The sequence below is a fragment of the Azospirillum oleiclasticum genome (assembly GCF_013423485.1).
Classification (GTDB): domain Bacteria; phylum Pseudomonadota; class Alphaproteobacteria; order Azospirillales; family Azospirillaceae; genus Azospirillum; species Azospirillum oleiclasticum.
Genome location: NZ_JABFFR010000001.1, coordinates 1 through 14,152 on the forward strand (window position 1 = coordinate 1; position 14,152 = coordinate 14,152).

Consider the following 14,152-nt stretch of genomic DNA (forward strand, 5'->3'; position numbering starts at 1 on the left):
CGGCGTCTGGCTGCTGCCGGCGGTGGCCGCCGCCACCGGGCTCGGCGCCGGCTCGGCGCTGAAGGCGCGGCGGGTCAGCGGCGCGCGGCGCAGCGGCCGGTTGCTGCTCAGCCTGCTTCTGGGGGCGCTGGCCGGCGGGCTGGCCGCCTACCCGCTGTTCGGCGACACCGCGGCGCAGGGGGTGACCGCGGCGGCGCTGGCGCTCGCGGCGGCGGTGTGGGCCGTGCGCCTGACCATGCGTGAGGGGTCGGTCTGATGCTGCTGCGCACCCGGATCATCCTGATCGTGCTGGCCACCGTGGCGGTGGTGTCGGCGCTGCTGCTGGTGGTGGCCGATCTGCGCCGCGGCGCCGGCGAGGCGCGCCTGCGCGAGCTGGAGCTGGAGCGGCTGGAGGCCGCCTGGGATCTGGCGGTGGCCGAGGCCGCCGGCCGCATCCAGCGCCCCTTGGGGGCGGTGCTGACCGACGACGCCCTCGCCGGCGCGCTGGAGCGCAGCGACCGGTCCTTCCTGTGGGCGCTGATGCGGCCGGCGGAGGCGGACGGGCGGACGCGCCTCAACGTGTTCGGCTCCAACGGCGAGCTGCTCTACGGCACGGGCAACGATGTCGAGCCGCGCCCGCTGGTCGGGCGCGCGCAGATCGACCAGCTTCTGGCAGGCGACGTGGCGCCGCGCGGGCCGCGCGCGACGGAGGACGGGACGATCGTGATGATCGGCAGCCTGCCCGTCTATTCGAAGGGGCGCATCGTCGGCGCGCTGGTGTCCGGGCGCCCGCTGTCCCTGGCGCTGGACGCGCTGCACCGCATCGCCGGCGGGCGCATCTTCGCGGTGGACCGCAACGGCAACCCGATCTACGGGCAGGCCGACCCGCTGTGGCCGGCTGTCCGCCCGCTCGCCGGCACCACGCGCAGCCTGACCGGCTTCTCCCAGGACGGGCGGCACTTCACCCTGACCGCCGTGCCGATCGCCGACCTCACCGGCGGGCGCGTCGCCACCCTGCTGCTGGCCGCCGAGGTGACGGAGGCGGTGACCAAGCGCCGCCTGTGGGACGCGGTCTATGGCGGCGGCATCGCGCTGATCGTCATCGGCGCGCTGGCCCTGCTCTACATCTTCCTGCGCCGCCATTTCGAAGCGCTGGAGACCGCCGTCGATGCGCTGCACGATCTGTCGAAGGGCGGGGCGGCGCGCTATGTCGAGCTGCCGTCGGGCAATGACGAGATCGGCCGCATCGCCGGTGCGGTCACCGTGTTCGACGGTGCGGTGCGCGAGATCGAGCGCTCCGCCGGCCAGCGCGAGCGGCGCCTGCGCCGTCAGCAGCGCTTCATCCGCCGCCAGATGGAGCAGCTCGCCTCGACCCTGGAGGACGACGCGCGCCAGGCCCTGCTGGACGAGCTGAACCAGATCGAATCCGCCGCCCAGAACCCGCAATCCGCCCAGTCCAAGGGCGTGAACGACGAGCTGGGCCTGATCGCGCTGGGCTTCTCGCGGCTGGCGACGCGGGTCAGCATGCAGCAGGTGCAGCTCACCGGCCTCGTGCGCGACCTGCGCGAGGCGCTGGAGGACAAGCGCCGGCTGATCAGCCTGCAGCAGGAGCTGGAGATCGCCCGCACCATGCAGCTCTCCATCCTGCCGCAGGATTTCCCCGACCTGCCGGAGCTGGATCTCTGCGCCCGCATGATGCCGGCGAAGGAGGTGGGCGGCGATTTCTACGACTTCTTCTTCATCAACGAACGCAAGCTGGCGCTGACCATCGCCGACGTGTCGGGCAAGGGCATCCCCGCCGCCTTCTTCATGCTGATCACCCGCACCATGCTGCGCGCCATCGCCGGCGGCACCCCCAGCCCCGGCCCGGCCGAGACCATGCGGCGGCTGAACAACCTGCTGGCGGCGGAGAACGAGCAGATGATGTTCGTCACCGTCTTCTACGGGGAGATCGACCTGGACACCGGCGTCTTCACCTACTGCAACGCCGGCCACAACCCGCCCTACCGCGTGGCGGAAACGGGCGCCGTGGAGGCTCTGCCCAACACCCAGGGCATAGCACTCGCCACCTTCCCCGACCTTCCCTACGGCGAGAAGAGCGTGACGCTGGCCGCGGGCGACGTGGTGGTGATGTTCACCGACGGCGTGTCGGAGGCGTTCGACGCCGCCGGCGTGATGTATGGCGAGCAGCGCCTGATCGACACCCTGGCCGACGGCCCGCTCCCCACCTCGCGCGCCGGCCTGGACCGCATGATGGACTCGGTGGCGACCTTCGCCACCGGCGCCGAGCAGTCCGACGACATCACCGGCCTCGTCCTCCACTGGCACGCCCCGGCCGCGGCGCCGGCGACGGCGCTGGCCGCCGCGGAGGCTCAGGCGTGAGCCTGGGTGTGTAACAACCGCAGGCGGTTTTCCCCGCTACCACCTTTGATCTTGCCAGCGCGCGGTTGCCGCCAATAAAACCATCGGAAGCTCCCTTCTTCCGGCGCAGGGCCATGATCGACAAGTACCTTTCGGCGGCTTACAAGCAGAGCGCTCTGATCGGGAAATACAACGCCGATCCGAAATACAAGTCCTTCCGGCACGGCTACTGCCTCGCCTTGTCCATCCTGTGGATACGTCGGCACAAGTGGTTCAAGAGCGAGGGTGCTGCGAAGCGAATGGCGGCCCTGTCGACCAATCGTTGCATCCAGGATGCTTTGGAAATGCAACTTGTGTTGGAGCAACGCAACACGCAGGCGGTCAACCGGGCGCAGATGGCGCACGAGATGTGGAATGAATTCTCCCCCTTGCCGGACAAGGCGAAGATGGCCGCCTCTGTGTCCTCGATTGGCGACGCCGCCGCCCTCACCGAGATCACCGTGGTTGGGGAGGAGAGGACACGCAACATCGACATCGGCACGGATTCCGACAACGCCTTCTCCTTCCTCACCGAGATCAACAGCCAGGTCAATCGCACCCACCAGTACTTCCTGCTGCTGCACCGCAACGACGTGGTGGGCGGCCACGCCACTTGCGGCTACAAGTCCGGTGGAAAATGGGGATTCGGCAGCCACCTGTATTTCTTCGACTCGAATCTCGGTGAGTACCGGGTGCCGGCGTCGGAGATCAAACCTTTCTTCCGGGGTTACTTCAACAAGTTGACGCACAAGCCGTCGCTCTATTGCATCGTCCCGGTCGCTGCGAACTGATCGGGCGGCCGGTCCCCACACCGCATTTTCGGCGAACCGGCGCCCGATGGCGCCACCCCCTTTGCCGCCCTGGACGCCGATCGGTTGCGTGCGGCCATCATCGTGACTTCCCAAGCGGCAGCCGGGGCGTGCCATGCTCAAGCAGGGGGCGGTCTGCAACCAGGTGGTGGCGCTCCAGTTCGCGCTGAACCGTGTCACCGAGTTCCTGCCGAAGCTGGTGTGCGACGGCATCTTCGGCCCGCTCACCCTGAAACGGGTGATGGACCACCAGAAGCGCCAAGGGCTGCGGACCGACGGCATCGTCGGCCCGCTCACGCTCGACACGCTGTTCGAGCGGGCGCAACTGACGGGGCGCGCGCGCTTTCAGCGCAGCCGCCGCCGGGTCCTGGCCGCGCCTCTCACGCCGCTGGGCCGCGCGGCGCTTGGCGTCGCCCGGCTCAACGCCGCTCCCGCCGTGATCCGGACCCCGGCCCTGGTCGGGGCGCCCGGAACGCCCGGCCTGCGCCGGCCCGATCCCGACCTCGCCGTGTGGCTGAACCCCGCGCTGGCCGAGCTGGCGCGCCAGCAGGCGGCCTTCCGGGCCTGGTGGGACCGTCCCTTTCCCAAGCCGCCCCTGCCGGAGCTGAAGCCGGTCAACCCCTGGTTCCAGCCGGACTGGAGCGGCCTGCTCGGGCCGGTGACCCCGCCGGTGCCGCGCCAGCCGGTGGTGATCGCCGCCGTCCCGCCGCAGCCGCTGGCGCGCCGCCAGCTTCCGGTGACGGAGGAGGGGCGGGAGTACACGATCACCCTCAAGACGGCCGCCAACCATCAGATCGACCCCAAGAAATCGAAGTTCGACGGGGTGGAGGTGGAGTTCGCGCTGGAATGGCCGATGCTGAAGAACCGCGTGAAGGGCCTCACCATCGGGGCCAGCCTGTCGGCGGAGACCGACGGCGAGGCCGTCGGTTACACCGGCAAGGGCACGGTGGCGTTGACCGCCGGTTCGCTGAAACTCGGTGAACGCGGCGTGCTGGAGGCCATCACCGAACTCTCCCTCGCCGCCATGTGGGAAGGCCGCGCCGCCGGTCTGGAAGGCGAGGTGACCCACAAGATCCAGCTCGATCTCCAGGTCACCGGCCGGCCGGAGAAGCCCGGCCTGCATCTGGTCCTCGGCCTTGGCCCCGGTGCCACCGTCACCGCCCCCATCGTCACCTTCGGCCCCGCCCGCGACCCGGAGGACCACCACCTCCGCGCCACCCCCTTCCTCAAGGGCAGCATCGGGCTGGAATACGAGTTCTGACCGCTCTCCACCACGGAATCCCCTCCGCCCCCGGCGCCAGGGGAGCGGACGATGCCGCCGCTCCGGCTGGAACCGTGATCGGTCCTGGACGTTGACGGAAGCGTCACTGTCCGGCAGGGAGCCCATCGATGCAACGCACTCCGGCAACCGCGGATCGCGGCTGGTCCACCGCCGCCCGCGCCATGGCCCGCCCGCGGCCGTCCACGGCGCCCTGAAGCCAGGGAGCGCCGCGCCATGCCGGATTCCCTTCCCGTGCGCCCCACCGCCCCGGCCCCGCCCGCCGAGCGGCCCATCCTCGTGCCCGGCGAGACCTGCTGGCGCATCGCGCGCGCCGACCGGGTGTCGCTGATCGTCGATGCGCGGGACTATTTCGCGGCGGCCAAGGCGGTGATGCTGACCGCGCGCCGGCGCATCATGATGATCGGCTGGGATTTCGACCTGCAGATCCGGCTGGAGCCGGACCGGCCGGACGCCCGCCAGCCCGACCGGCTGGGGGACTTCGTCCAGGATCTCGTGACCAGCCGGCCGGGGCTGTGCGCCTACATCCTGAAATGGGACATGGCGGCGTTGAAGACGATCACGCGGCAGATCATCCCGCTGCTGGCGATGCGCTGGCTGACCCTGCGGCGCATCCGCTTCCGGCTGGACAGCCGCCACCCGCTCGACGCCTGCCATCACCAGAAGCTGCTGGTGGTGGACGACAGCGCCGCCTTCTGCGGCGGCATCGACATGACGCGTGACCGCTGGGATACCCAGGACCACCGCGAGGCCGATCCCTGCCGGGTGGAGCCGGACGGCACCGCCTACGGCCCCTTCCACGACGTCGCCGCCATGTTCGACGGCGAGGCGGCGGCGGCGTTGGGCGAGCTGGCGCGGCGGCGCTGGCGGCTGGCCGGCGGCCGGCGCCTGCTCCCGGTGCCGCTGCGCCGGGTGGAATGGCCGGAGCGCGGGGCGTCGGTCTCCATGCGCGACGTCGACATCGCCATCGCCCGCACCGAACCCGCCTATGGCCGCGAGCCCGGCGCCCGCGAGATCCAGGCGCTGTATCTGGCCGCCATCGCCGCGGCCCGGCGCACCATCTATCTGGAAAGCCAGTACCTGTCGTCGTCGGCCATCGCCGACGCGCTGGCCCGCCGGCTGGAGGAGCCGGACGGGCCGGAGATCGTCGTCGTCAACCCGGAGAGTGCGGAGGGCTGGCTGGAGTCCTGGAGCATGGACACCGCACGCTGCCGGATCGTCAACGCCCTGCGCCGGGCCGACCGCCACGACCGGTTCCGCATCTACCACCCGGTGAACGCCGCCGGCACACCGATCTATGTGCACGCCAAGGTGATGGTGATCGACGACCGGCTGCTGCGCGTCGGCTCCTCCAACCTCAACAACCGCTCGATGGGTTTCGACACCGAGTGCGACGTCGCCATCGACGCCGCCGGGCAGCGGGACGAGGCGGCGCTGCGCACCGCCATCGTCGGCTTCCGCACCCGCCTCCTGGCCGAGCATCTGGACGTGCCGGCGGAGGAGCTGGAGGCCGCGACGGCCGGCGGGTCGCTGGTCGCCGCCATCGACCGTCTGCGCCGCGACCAGGGCCGCAGCCTGCGGCCCCTGGCGGTGCGCGAGGTCGGCGAGACGGAGGCGGCACTGCTCGACCTGGATCCGTTCAACCCGGAATCACCGCGGCAGCGGGAGCGGCGGGTCGCCCACCTGATCAAGGGTGCGGTGTCCCGCGCCGGCCCGCTGGCCGCCGGTGTGGCGGTCGGCCTCGGCGTCGCCGCAGCCTCCCGGTGGGCGGCCCGGTGGTGGGTGCGGCGCCGCTGACCGCCGGCTGTCCACAATTTCGCATACAAAAGAAGCAACCCGTTGGGCGGTGCCGGAAATCCGGGCAAGGCGCTGCGGGGACGTGACGGAGCGGCGCGCATTGTATGTTGGCATACAGCATGCATTCGACCGGCTCCGACCCGTACCCAATCAGGAGCAGACCGGATCATGGACCGCCGCTCGTTCGTCTCGGCCGCCGTCGCCGGAACCGCCGCCGCCGCCGGCAGCGTCGCAGCACCCAGCATCGCCCGCGCCCAGAAGACCTTCCAATGGAAGATGACCAACGCCTACGGTCCCGGCTCGCCCTTCTATGTGGCCGGACCCGGCAGCCCCACGCACTTCATCGAGATGGTCAAGACCATGTCGGGCGGGCGGCTGCAAATCCAGCATTTCGCCGCCGGTGAGCTGATCCCGGCGCTGGAGGGCTTCGACGCCGTGTCGAACGGCACCATCGAGATGAACGCCGCCAACAGCTATTTCTGGGCCGGCAAGACCTTCGCCGCCCAATACTTTACCGCCGTGCCCTTCGGGCTGAACTTCCAGGGCATGACCGCGTGGCTGTACCACGGCGGCGGTCAGAAGCTGTGGGAGGAGGTCTACGCCCCCTTCAACCTCGTGCCCATGCCGATGGGCAACACGGGCGTGCAGATGACCGGCTGGTTCCGCAAGCCGATCGAGAGCATCGACGACTTCAAGGGCCTGAAGATGCGCATCCCCGGCCTTGCCGGGAAGGTCTTCGCCCAGTTCGGCGTGGACGTGAAGCTGCTGCCCGGCGGCGAGATCTTCCCGGCGCTGGAGCGCGGGGTGATCGACGCGGCGGAGTTCGTCGGCCCCTACCAGGACCGCCGGCTCGGCCTGCACAAGGCGGCCAAATACTACTACACCACCGGCTGGCACGAGACCTCGACGGTCACCGAACTGATCATCAACAAGGCCGCCTGGGCCTCGCTGCCCGACGACCTGAAGGAGATCGTGCGCACCGCGGCCGCAGCCTGCAACACCATCAGCCAGACCTGGTGCGAGGCGACCAACGCCGAGGCGCTGGAGGATCTGGTGAAGAACAACGGCGTCATCGCCCAGCCGCTGCCCGCCAGCATCCTGCCCAAGCTGCGCGACGCCACCAGGCAGGTGCTGGCCGACGCCGCGGCCAAGGACCCGCTGGTCAAGAAGGTCCACGACAGCTTCATGGCCTTCAAGGCCAAGCACGACAGCTGGGCCGGCATCTCGGAGGCCGTGTACCAGGCGCAGATCCGCGGCCAGCTCGGGGCGTGACCGTGCCGGATCGGAACCGTGAACCGGGGGCCTCCGTCGCGGAGGCCCTCACCGCGACGGCGGGGGCGCTCGACCGGGTGGTCGACGCGTTCGGCCGCGCCGCCTCCTGGAGCGGGCTGGCGCTGGTGCTGGTGATGGCCGGCAACGTGCTGCTGCGCTACGCGTTCCGCACGGGATCGGTGGCGATGCAGGAGCTGGAATGGCACCTGATGTCGCCGCTGGCTCTGCTGTGCATCGGCTACGCCATCCGCCACGACGGGCATGTGCGGGTGGACATCCTGTACGGCCGGATGGCGCCGCGGGCGCAGCAGGTGATCGAGCTGGTCTCCTGCCTGTTCGCGCTGGCGCTCTGCGTGCTGGTGGTCAAGCTGTCGATCCCCTACGTGATGCAGAGCTACAGCATCGGCGAGAGCAGCTCGGACCCTGGCGGGCTGACCCACCGCTGGATCCTCAAGGCGATGATCCCGGCCGGCTTCGCCATCCTCGGCGTGCACAGCCTGGCCTCCGTGCTGCGCGCCATCGTGCCGCTTCTGCCGCCCGCCGGCACCGGCCGGGAAGGGGAGGGGCGCCATGCCGCTCAATGAGATCCTGGCGATCGGCTGCATCCTGTCCTTCTTCGCCATGCTGGCGATCGGCATCCCGGTGGCGCTGACGCTGGCGGTCAGCGGCTTCGTGTTCGGCTGGCTGGGCTTCGGCTCGCTGCTGTTCAATCTGCTGCCGGCGCGCATCTACGGGGTGACGGCGAACTACACGCTGATCGCCATCCCGCTCTTCGTCTTCATGGGCGTGATGCTGGAGAAGTCGCGCATCGCCGACGAGCTGATGGAGGTGATCGGCCACGTCTCCGGCAGCCTGCGCGGCGGCATGGGGCTCGGCATCATCCTGGTCGGCGTGCTGATGGGGGCGACCACCGGCATCGTCGGCGCCACCATCGTGACGCTGGGGCTGCTGACCCTGCCGACGCTGCTGCGCCGCGGCTACGACAAGCGGCTGGCCTGCGGCACCATCTGCGCGGCGGGAACGCTGGGCCAGCTCATCCCGCCCAGCACCATCCTGATCCTGCTGGCCGACATCATGGGCCAGTCGGTGGGCACCCTGTTCGCCGCCGCCGTGGTGCCGGGGCTGCTGCTGGCCGGCATCTTCTGCGCGGCGATGCTTCTGCTGGGCGTGCTGCGCCCGGACATGGTGCCCCCCATCCCGATCGAGGAGCGGCGCGCCCTGCCGCGCCGCGTCCTGCTGGAGAAGGTGCTGAAGGTGGGCCTGCCGCCGGTGGCGCTGGTGCTGGCGGTGCTGGGCTCCATCATCGGCGGCGTGGCGGCGCCGACGGAGGCCGCGTCCATGGGCGCCATCGGCAGCATCCTGGTGGCCGCCATCGCCGGCCGGCTGAGCTGGGGCACGCTGGTGCAGACGGTGCATTCCACCGCCCGCATCACCGCGGCGATGATGTTCGTGCTGATCTGCTCGCAGGTGTTCGCGCTGGCCTTCCGCGGGCTGCACGGCGAGAAGCTGGTGCAGGACGCCTTCGCCCTGGTGCCGGGCGGGGTGGACGGGGTCATCCTGTTCATGATCGCGCTGATCTTCGTGCTCGGCTTCTTCATCGAGTGGATCGAGATCAGCTACATCGTGGTGCCGATGTTCCTGCCGGTGCTCCAGGCCGGCAACGTCGATCCGGTGTGGACGGCCACCCTGATCGCGGTGATCCTCCAGACCTCCTTCCTGACGCCGCCCTTCGGCTGGGCGCTGTTCTACCTGCGCGGCGTGGCGCCGCCGGAGGTGGCGACGCTCGACATCTACAAGGGGGTGGTGCCCTTCATCCTGCTCCAGCTCGCCGCCGTGGCGGTGATCTTCCTCTACCCGGACCTCGCCACCTGGCTGCCGCGCGCCATCGGCTGGTAGGGCAGCGCCGGCGCCGTGGTCACCCCTCCGCCTCCTCCGCCGGGCACACCACCGCCACCGCCCGGCGCAGCAGGCGGAAGCGGGCCGGCGTGTGGGTGGTCAGCTCGCCGTCGGTGTTGACCGGGCGGGGCCGGCGGGTGACGATCTCGGCCTCCGTGCAGGTCCAGGTGTGGACGTTCTTCCAGCGCCCCTGCCGCCCCGCCCGGAAGGAGGGGTAGAGCAGGGGCCATTCCCACCAGCCCCGCAGGTCCATGCTGTAGACGTTGAGCCGCCCGTCATCGACCGACGCCCCCTCGTCCACCGTCATGCCGCCGCCGTAGTGGCGGCCGTTGCCGACGCCGATCTGCACCGCCTTCACCCGGTGCGCCACCCCGTCGATGCGGATGCGGGCGCGCATCGGCGCCATGCGCTTCATCACGCGCGCCGCGGCGATGGCGTAGCCCAGCGTGCCCCAGCGGCGTTTCATGTCGCGGGTCAGCTCGCGCGCCAGCTCGACCGAGAGCCCGATGCTGGCGACGTTGAAGAAGGGCACCCCGTTGACCTCGCCCAGGTCGATCCGGCGGATCCGGCCGGTGACGGCGACGCGCGCCGCCTCCTCGATGTCCAACGGGATGCCCAGCGTGCGGGCGAGGTCGTTGGCGGTGCCCAGCGGCAGGATGGCCAGCGGCAGCCCGGTCTCCGCCAGCGCCCCGGCGGCGGCGTTCAGCGTGCCGTCGCCGCCGCCGATGATCGCCAGGTCGACGCTGCCGGCGCTGGCGCGGATCGCCTCACCCAGCTCCTCCCGCCGGCCGCACTCGGCGCGCTCGACGGTCACGCCGGCCGCCTCGCAGGCCTCCAGCACGCTGTCCAGCGCGCTCTGCCCCTGGCGCGCCTTGCCGTTGACGATCAGGAGGGCGCGCCGCCGCGTTGACGGCCGTGCGGTGGTGTCCGGCTGTGGATCGGGGGAAATGGCGGGCATGCGGTCTCCGTGGCGGCGCCGCGGCGGTCTGGGGTCGCTGTGGTCCGGTGTCGCGGCGGCTGTTGCGGTAAACGCCGTTCGCCGCCTTGCGGCGCACCACGCGACGCGGTGTATTTCGGTGAGGAGGCTGTCGGGATCAAGAGGCGCCGTCGTCCAGCATGCTCCGGACCTCGGCCAGCAGCGCCTCCAGCGCCACCGGTTTGCCCAGCATCCGGGTGCCGGCGGCGAAATCCGCGGGGTCGAGGGCGGCGTGGTGGGCGTAGCCGGTGACGAACAGCACCTTCAGGCCGGGCCGCAGGCGCCGCGCCTCCTCCGCCAGCTCCGGCCCGGTCATGCCGGGCAACCCGACGTCGCTCACCAGCAGGTCGATGGCCGCGTCGCTGCGCAGCGTCTCCAGGGCGGACGGCGGGTCCGGTGCCTGGAGCACGCGGTGCCCCTCCGATTCCAGCGCCGCCACCCACAGCATCAGCACGAGAGCCTCGTCCTCGACCACCAGGATCGTGCCGGCATCGCCGGCGGCCGTCATCTCCGGCTTGATCTCCGCCGGCCCCGGCTCGGCGGCCCCGTCCTCCTCCACCAGCGGCAGGTGGAGCGACACCGCGGTGCCGCGGCCGGGCTCCGACCGGATGGTGGCAAGGCCGCCCGACTGGCGGGCGAAGCCATAGATCTGGCTGAGACCCAGCCCGGTGCCCTGGCCGATCGGCTTGGTGGTGAAGAACGGCTCGAAGGCGCGTTCGCGGACATCGGCCGGCATGCCGGTGCCGCTGTCCACCACCCGCAGGCGGACGTAGCGGCCGGGGGACACACCCTCGGCCTCGCCCTGGCCGGGACCGCCGCGCAAGGCGACGTTCGCCGTCTCGATGCGCAGCGTGCCGCCGTCCGGCATGGCGTCGCGGGCGTTGATGACGAGGTTGAGCAGCGCGTTCTCCACCTGGTTGGCGTCGGCCAGCGTGCGGCCGAGCCCGTCGGCCAGCGAAAGCTCGACACGGATGGATTCGCCGACCGAGCGCCGCACCAGCCCGGTCATGGTGGTGACCAGCGCGTTGAGGTCGAGCGGCTGAGGCGACAGGGGCTGGCGCCGCGCGAAGGCCAGCAGCCGCTGGGTGAGGGTGGCCGCGCGTTCCCCGGCGGTGATCGCCATGTCGACATGGCGCTGCAACCGGGTCTCGGCGCCAAGCCTGATCTTCAGCAGGTCGAGGTTGCCGAGCATGGCCTGCAACAGGTTGTTGAAGTCGTGCGCGATGCCGCCGGTGAGCTGGCCGATCGCCTCCATCTTCTGGGCGTGGCGGAGCTGCTCCTCCGTCTTGCGGCGCTCCACCACCTCGGCCCGCAGGGCCTGCGTCCGCTCCTCCACCCGCTGTTCCAGCAGGCGGTTGGTCTCCTCGATGGTGGCGAGGTGGCTGCGGGTGCGGTGCTGCCGCCGCCGCGCCCGTGCCGCGGCGAGTGCCGCGCTCTGCAACGCCTCGGCGTGCAGCGGGCGGTCGAGCAGAGTGACGTTGCCGAGCGCGCGCAGCAGATCCCGGCGCTCCCGCGTTCCGACACGGGATCCGCGCGCGGTGAGGATGATGACCGGTATGTCCGACCAGGGCGGCTGCGCCTCCAGACTGGCGGACAAGGAATCCGTCCCGGCGGCGAGCGCGCTTTCGGACAGGATCAGGGCCGTCGCGTCGTCGGACAGGATCGCGCACAGCGACCGCATGTCCGTGCAGGTGCGGGTGGAGAGGCCGACCTCGGCAAGGACGAGCCCGATGACCTCGGCATCCCGCCCTTCGGGCGACAGGACCAGCAGGGGGGCGGACATGCCGGCTGGTCAACCCGCCTCGTTCCGGCCGCCCAACAGCGCGTCCCGCGATCCGTCGAAGGAGGGGACACCGGTCAGGACGCCGCGGAAATCCATCAGCCGCGGGCCGACCTGCATGCCTTCGGGAAACAGCCGGAACTCGCGGATCGACAGCTCGTGCACGCCGGTGCGCTTCTTGACGACGGAGATCGCCTTGCGCACCTCGCCGTCCGCCTCGAAGAATCGGAGCAGCACGACGGTGTCGCTCATGAAGGACAGGTCGATGGGGTTCTGGACGTTGCCGACGATCCCCTGCTGGGCCAGGATCAGGACGGTGACCACCCCCTGATTGTTGAGATAGGTCAGAAGCTCGTGCATTTGCAGGATGAGCGCCGTCTCCTCCGGCATGGCGGCGAGGTAGGAGTTCAGGCTGTCGATCACCACCACCCGGGCCCCCAGCTCCTCCACCTGCCGGCGGACCTGCCAGACGAACTCTCCCGGCGACAGGCGCGACGGGTTGGGGCGTTCCCAGCCGAGCCGCCCGGATTCCACCGCGTCGGCCACATCGACGCCGAGTGCGGCGCTGCGCTGCACCAGCGTCTCGAAGGTCTCGTCGAAGGAGAAGACCGCGGCGCGCTCGCCACGCTCCATGGCGGCGCCCACATATTGCAGCGCCACCGACGATTTTCCGGCACCGGAGGGACCCAGAAGCATGGTCGTGGTGCCGCGGGTGAGCCCGCCACCCAACAGCTCGTCGAGGGCGGGCAGGCCGCTGGACACGGTGCCGGGGTCGAAGTCGGGCTGGTGCTCCCCGGCGATCAGGCTGGGGAAGATCAGGACATTGCCGGGGGTGATGGCGAAGTCGTGCCAGCCGCTCTGGTACTCGGCACCCCGCATCTTGGCGATGCGCAGGCGACGGCGCGCGGCCCCGTAGGAGCGTTCGATCTGCTCCAGCGAGACGACGCTGTGCATCAGGCTGTGCAGCTCCCGCACACCGTTCGGCCCGGTCAGGTCGTCCAGCACCAGCGCGGTGCAGCGACGCCCGTGCAGGAACTGCTTCAGCGCCAGGATCTGGCGGCGGTAGGCGAGCTGGTCCTGGGCCAGCAGGCGCAGCTCCGACAGGCTGTCGATCACCACCAGCTCGGGGTCGTCGGCCTCGATGCGTTCGGTGATCAGCCGCATCGTCTCGCCCAGTTCGACCTCGGAGGGGTAGAGCACGCTCTGCTGCCGGTCGAGCCGGGCCTCCAGCGGCACCAGCTCGAACAGCCCGATGCCGTCCAGCGACCAGCCATGGTTTGCCGCGGAGGTGCGCAGCTCGGTCGTGGTCTCCGACAGGGTGACGTAGAGCCCGCGCCGCCCGTCCCGGCGCCCGTGCAGCAGGAACTGCAGGGCGATGGTCGTCTTGCCCGTGCCGGGGGCGCCCTCCAGCAGATGAAGCCGTTCCCTCGGAAAGCCGCCGCGCAGGATCATGTCGAATTCGGGAATGCCGGTGCGGATCTTCTCGGCGGGATGGGGTTCGGGCACGGGCGCCTCCAAAGCCGTTGACCTTGAGGCAAACGCTCCAGACCGCGAAATGTCCCACGGCACTGTGACGCGCGCGGGTGCCCCGCTGCGCCCCTACCCGCAGGCCGGCACCAGCAGGGCCGGAAGGCCGACCCACAGGATGGCGAGCAGGCTGGAGGCGGCGCCGGCCCCGGTGAACCAGCGGGCGAACTCCCGCGGGTCCTGGCTGCCGACATGCTCGGCCGGGCCGCCGCCGGTGACGCAGCGGAGCAGGATCCAGCCGGTGACCAGCAGTGCGACCACCGTCGCGACGACGACGAGGAAGGGCACCGCGGGGAAGCCCAGCAGGCGCGCCCCGTCGAGACCGCGTTCGCAGGCGATGCCGTTGACGGCGTAGACCAGCCCGAAATGCCCGGCCCAGATCAGGAAGGGCGCCATCATCGCGGTGAAGGTGGTCGGGAAGTTGCGCGTCGCCATGG

At 70.8% G+C, this 14,152-nt stretch carries 12 protein-coding genes; 8 read left to right on the plus strand and 4 right to left on the minus strand.

Annotated features, from left to right (window positions below):
• The 8 genes from HL658_RS00005 to HL658_RS00040 form a co-directional block, all read left to right on the plus strand.
• Positions 1 to 256, plus strand: a 256-nt coding sequence (locus HL658_RS00005; protein WP_211109630.1) for a hypothetical protein, incomplete at its 5' end; no start/stop codon positions are given.
• Positions 256 to 2,361: a SpoIIE family protein phosphatase gene (locus tag HL658_RS00010; RefSeq protein ID WP_180279854.1), complete on the plus strand. Its 2,106-nt coding sequence runs from the start codon at positions 256 to 258 to the stop codon at positions 2,359 to 2,361. The genes HL658_RS00005 and HL658_RS00010, both read left to right, overlap by 1 nt.
• A 113-nt stretch (positions 2,362 to 2,474) precedes the next feature.
• A complete protein-coding gene (locus tag HL658_RS00015) occupies positions 2,475 to 3,170 on the plus strand; it encodes a YopT-type cysteine protease domain-containing protein (RefSeq protein ID WP_180279855.1) in 696 nt (231 codons plus the stop codon).
• A 133-nt stretch (positions 3,171 to 3,303) separates the two neighbouring features.
• On the plus strand, positions 3,304 to 4,449 hold the full coding sequence (locus HL658_RS00020) for a peptidoglycan-binding domain-containing protein (protein ID WP_180279856.1): 1,146 nt from the start codon (positions 3,304 to 3,306) through the stop codon (positions 4,447 to 4,449).
• 234 nt (positions 4,450 to 4,683) lie between these two features.
• The gene (locus tag HL658_RS00025) at positions 4,684 to 6,264 is read left to right on the plus strand and encodes a phospholipase D-like domain-containing protein (protein ID WP_180279857.1); all 1,581 of its coding nucleotides are present in this window, start codon (positions 4,684 to 4,686) and stop codon (positions 6,262 to 6,264) included.
• A 168-nt stretch (positions 6,265 to 6,432) separates the two neighbouring features.
• The gene (locus HL658_RS00030; protein WP_180279858.1) at positions 6,433 to 7,536 is read left to right on the plus strand and encodes a TRAP transporter substrate-binding protein; all 1,104 of its coding nucleotides are present in this window, start codon (positions 6,433 to 6,435) and stop codon (positions 7,534 to 7,536) included.
• 2 nt (positions 7,537 to 7,538) lie between these two features.
• A complete protein-coding gene (locus tag HL658_RS00035) occupies positions 7,539 to 8,120 on the plus strand; it encodes a TRAP transporter small permease subunit (protein WP_343054959.1) in 582 nt (193 codons plus the stop codon).
• Complete coding sequence (locus HL658_RS00040; protein ID WP_180279859.1) at positions 8,107 to 9,432, plus strand: TRAP transporter large permease; 1,326 nt, start codon at positions 8,107 to 8,109, stop codon at positions 9,430 to 9,432. Before HL658_RS00035 ends, HL658_RS00040 begins: the two co-directional genes overlap by 14 nt.
• A 19-nt stretch (positions 9,433 to 9,451) precedes the next feature.
• Here HL658_RS00040 and HL658_RS00045 read toward each other — a convergent pair whose 3' ends face one another.
• The 4 genes from HL658_RS00045 to HL658_RS00060 all read right to left on the minus strand — a co-directional run bounded on the left by HL658_RS00045 (position 9,452) and on the right by HL658_RS00060 (position 14,150).
• Positions 9,452 to 10,390: a lipid kinase gene (locus HL658_RS00045; RefSeq protein WP_180279860.1), complete on the minus strand. Its 939-nt coding sequence runs from the start codon at positions 10,388 to 10,390 to the stop codon at positions 9,452 to 9,454.
• Between the two features lie 136 nt (positions 10,391 to 10,526).
• The gene (locus HL658_RS00050; protein WP_180279861.1) at positions 10,527 to 12,191 is read right to left on the minus strand and encodes a response regulator; all 1,665 of its coding nucleotides are present in this window, start codon (positions 12,189 to 12,191) and stop codon (positions 10,527 to 10,529) included.
• 9 nt (positions 12,192 to 12,200) lie between these two features.
• Positions 12,201 to 13,694: an ATPase domain-containing protein gene (locus HL658_RS00055; RefSeq protein ID WP_343054960.1), complete on the minus strand. Its 1,494-nt coding sequence runs from the start codon at positions 13,692 to 13,694 to the stop codon at positions 12,201 to 12,203.
• 93 nt (positions 13,695 to 13,787) lie between these two features.
• Positions 13,788 to 14,150 (minus strand): hypothetical protein, encoded by a 363-nt coding sequence (locus HL658_RS00060; RefSeq protein WP_180279862.1) that lies wholly within the window; start codon positions 14,148 to 14,150, stop codon positions 13,788 to 13,790.
• Positions 14,151 to 14,152: the final 2 nt, after the last annotated feature.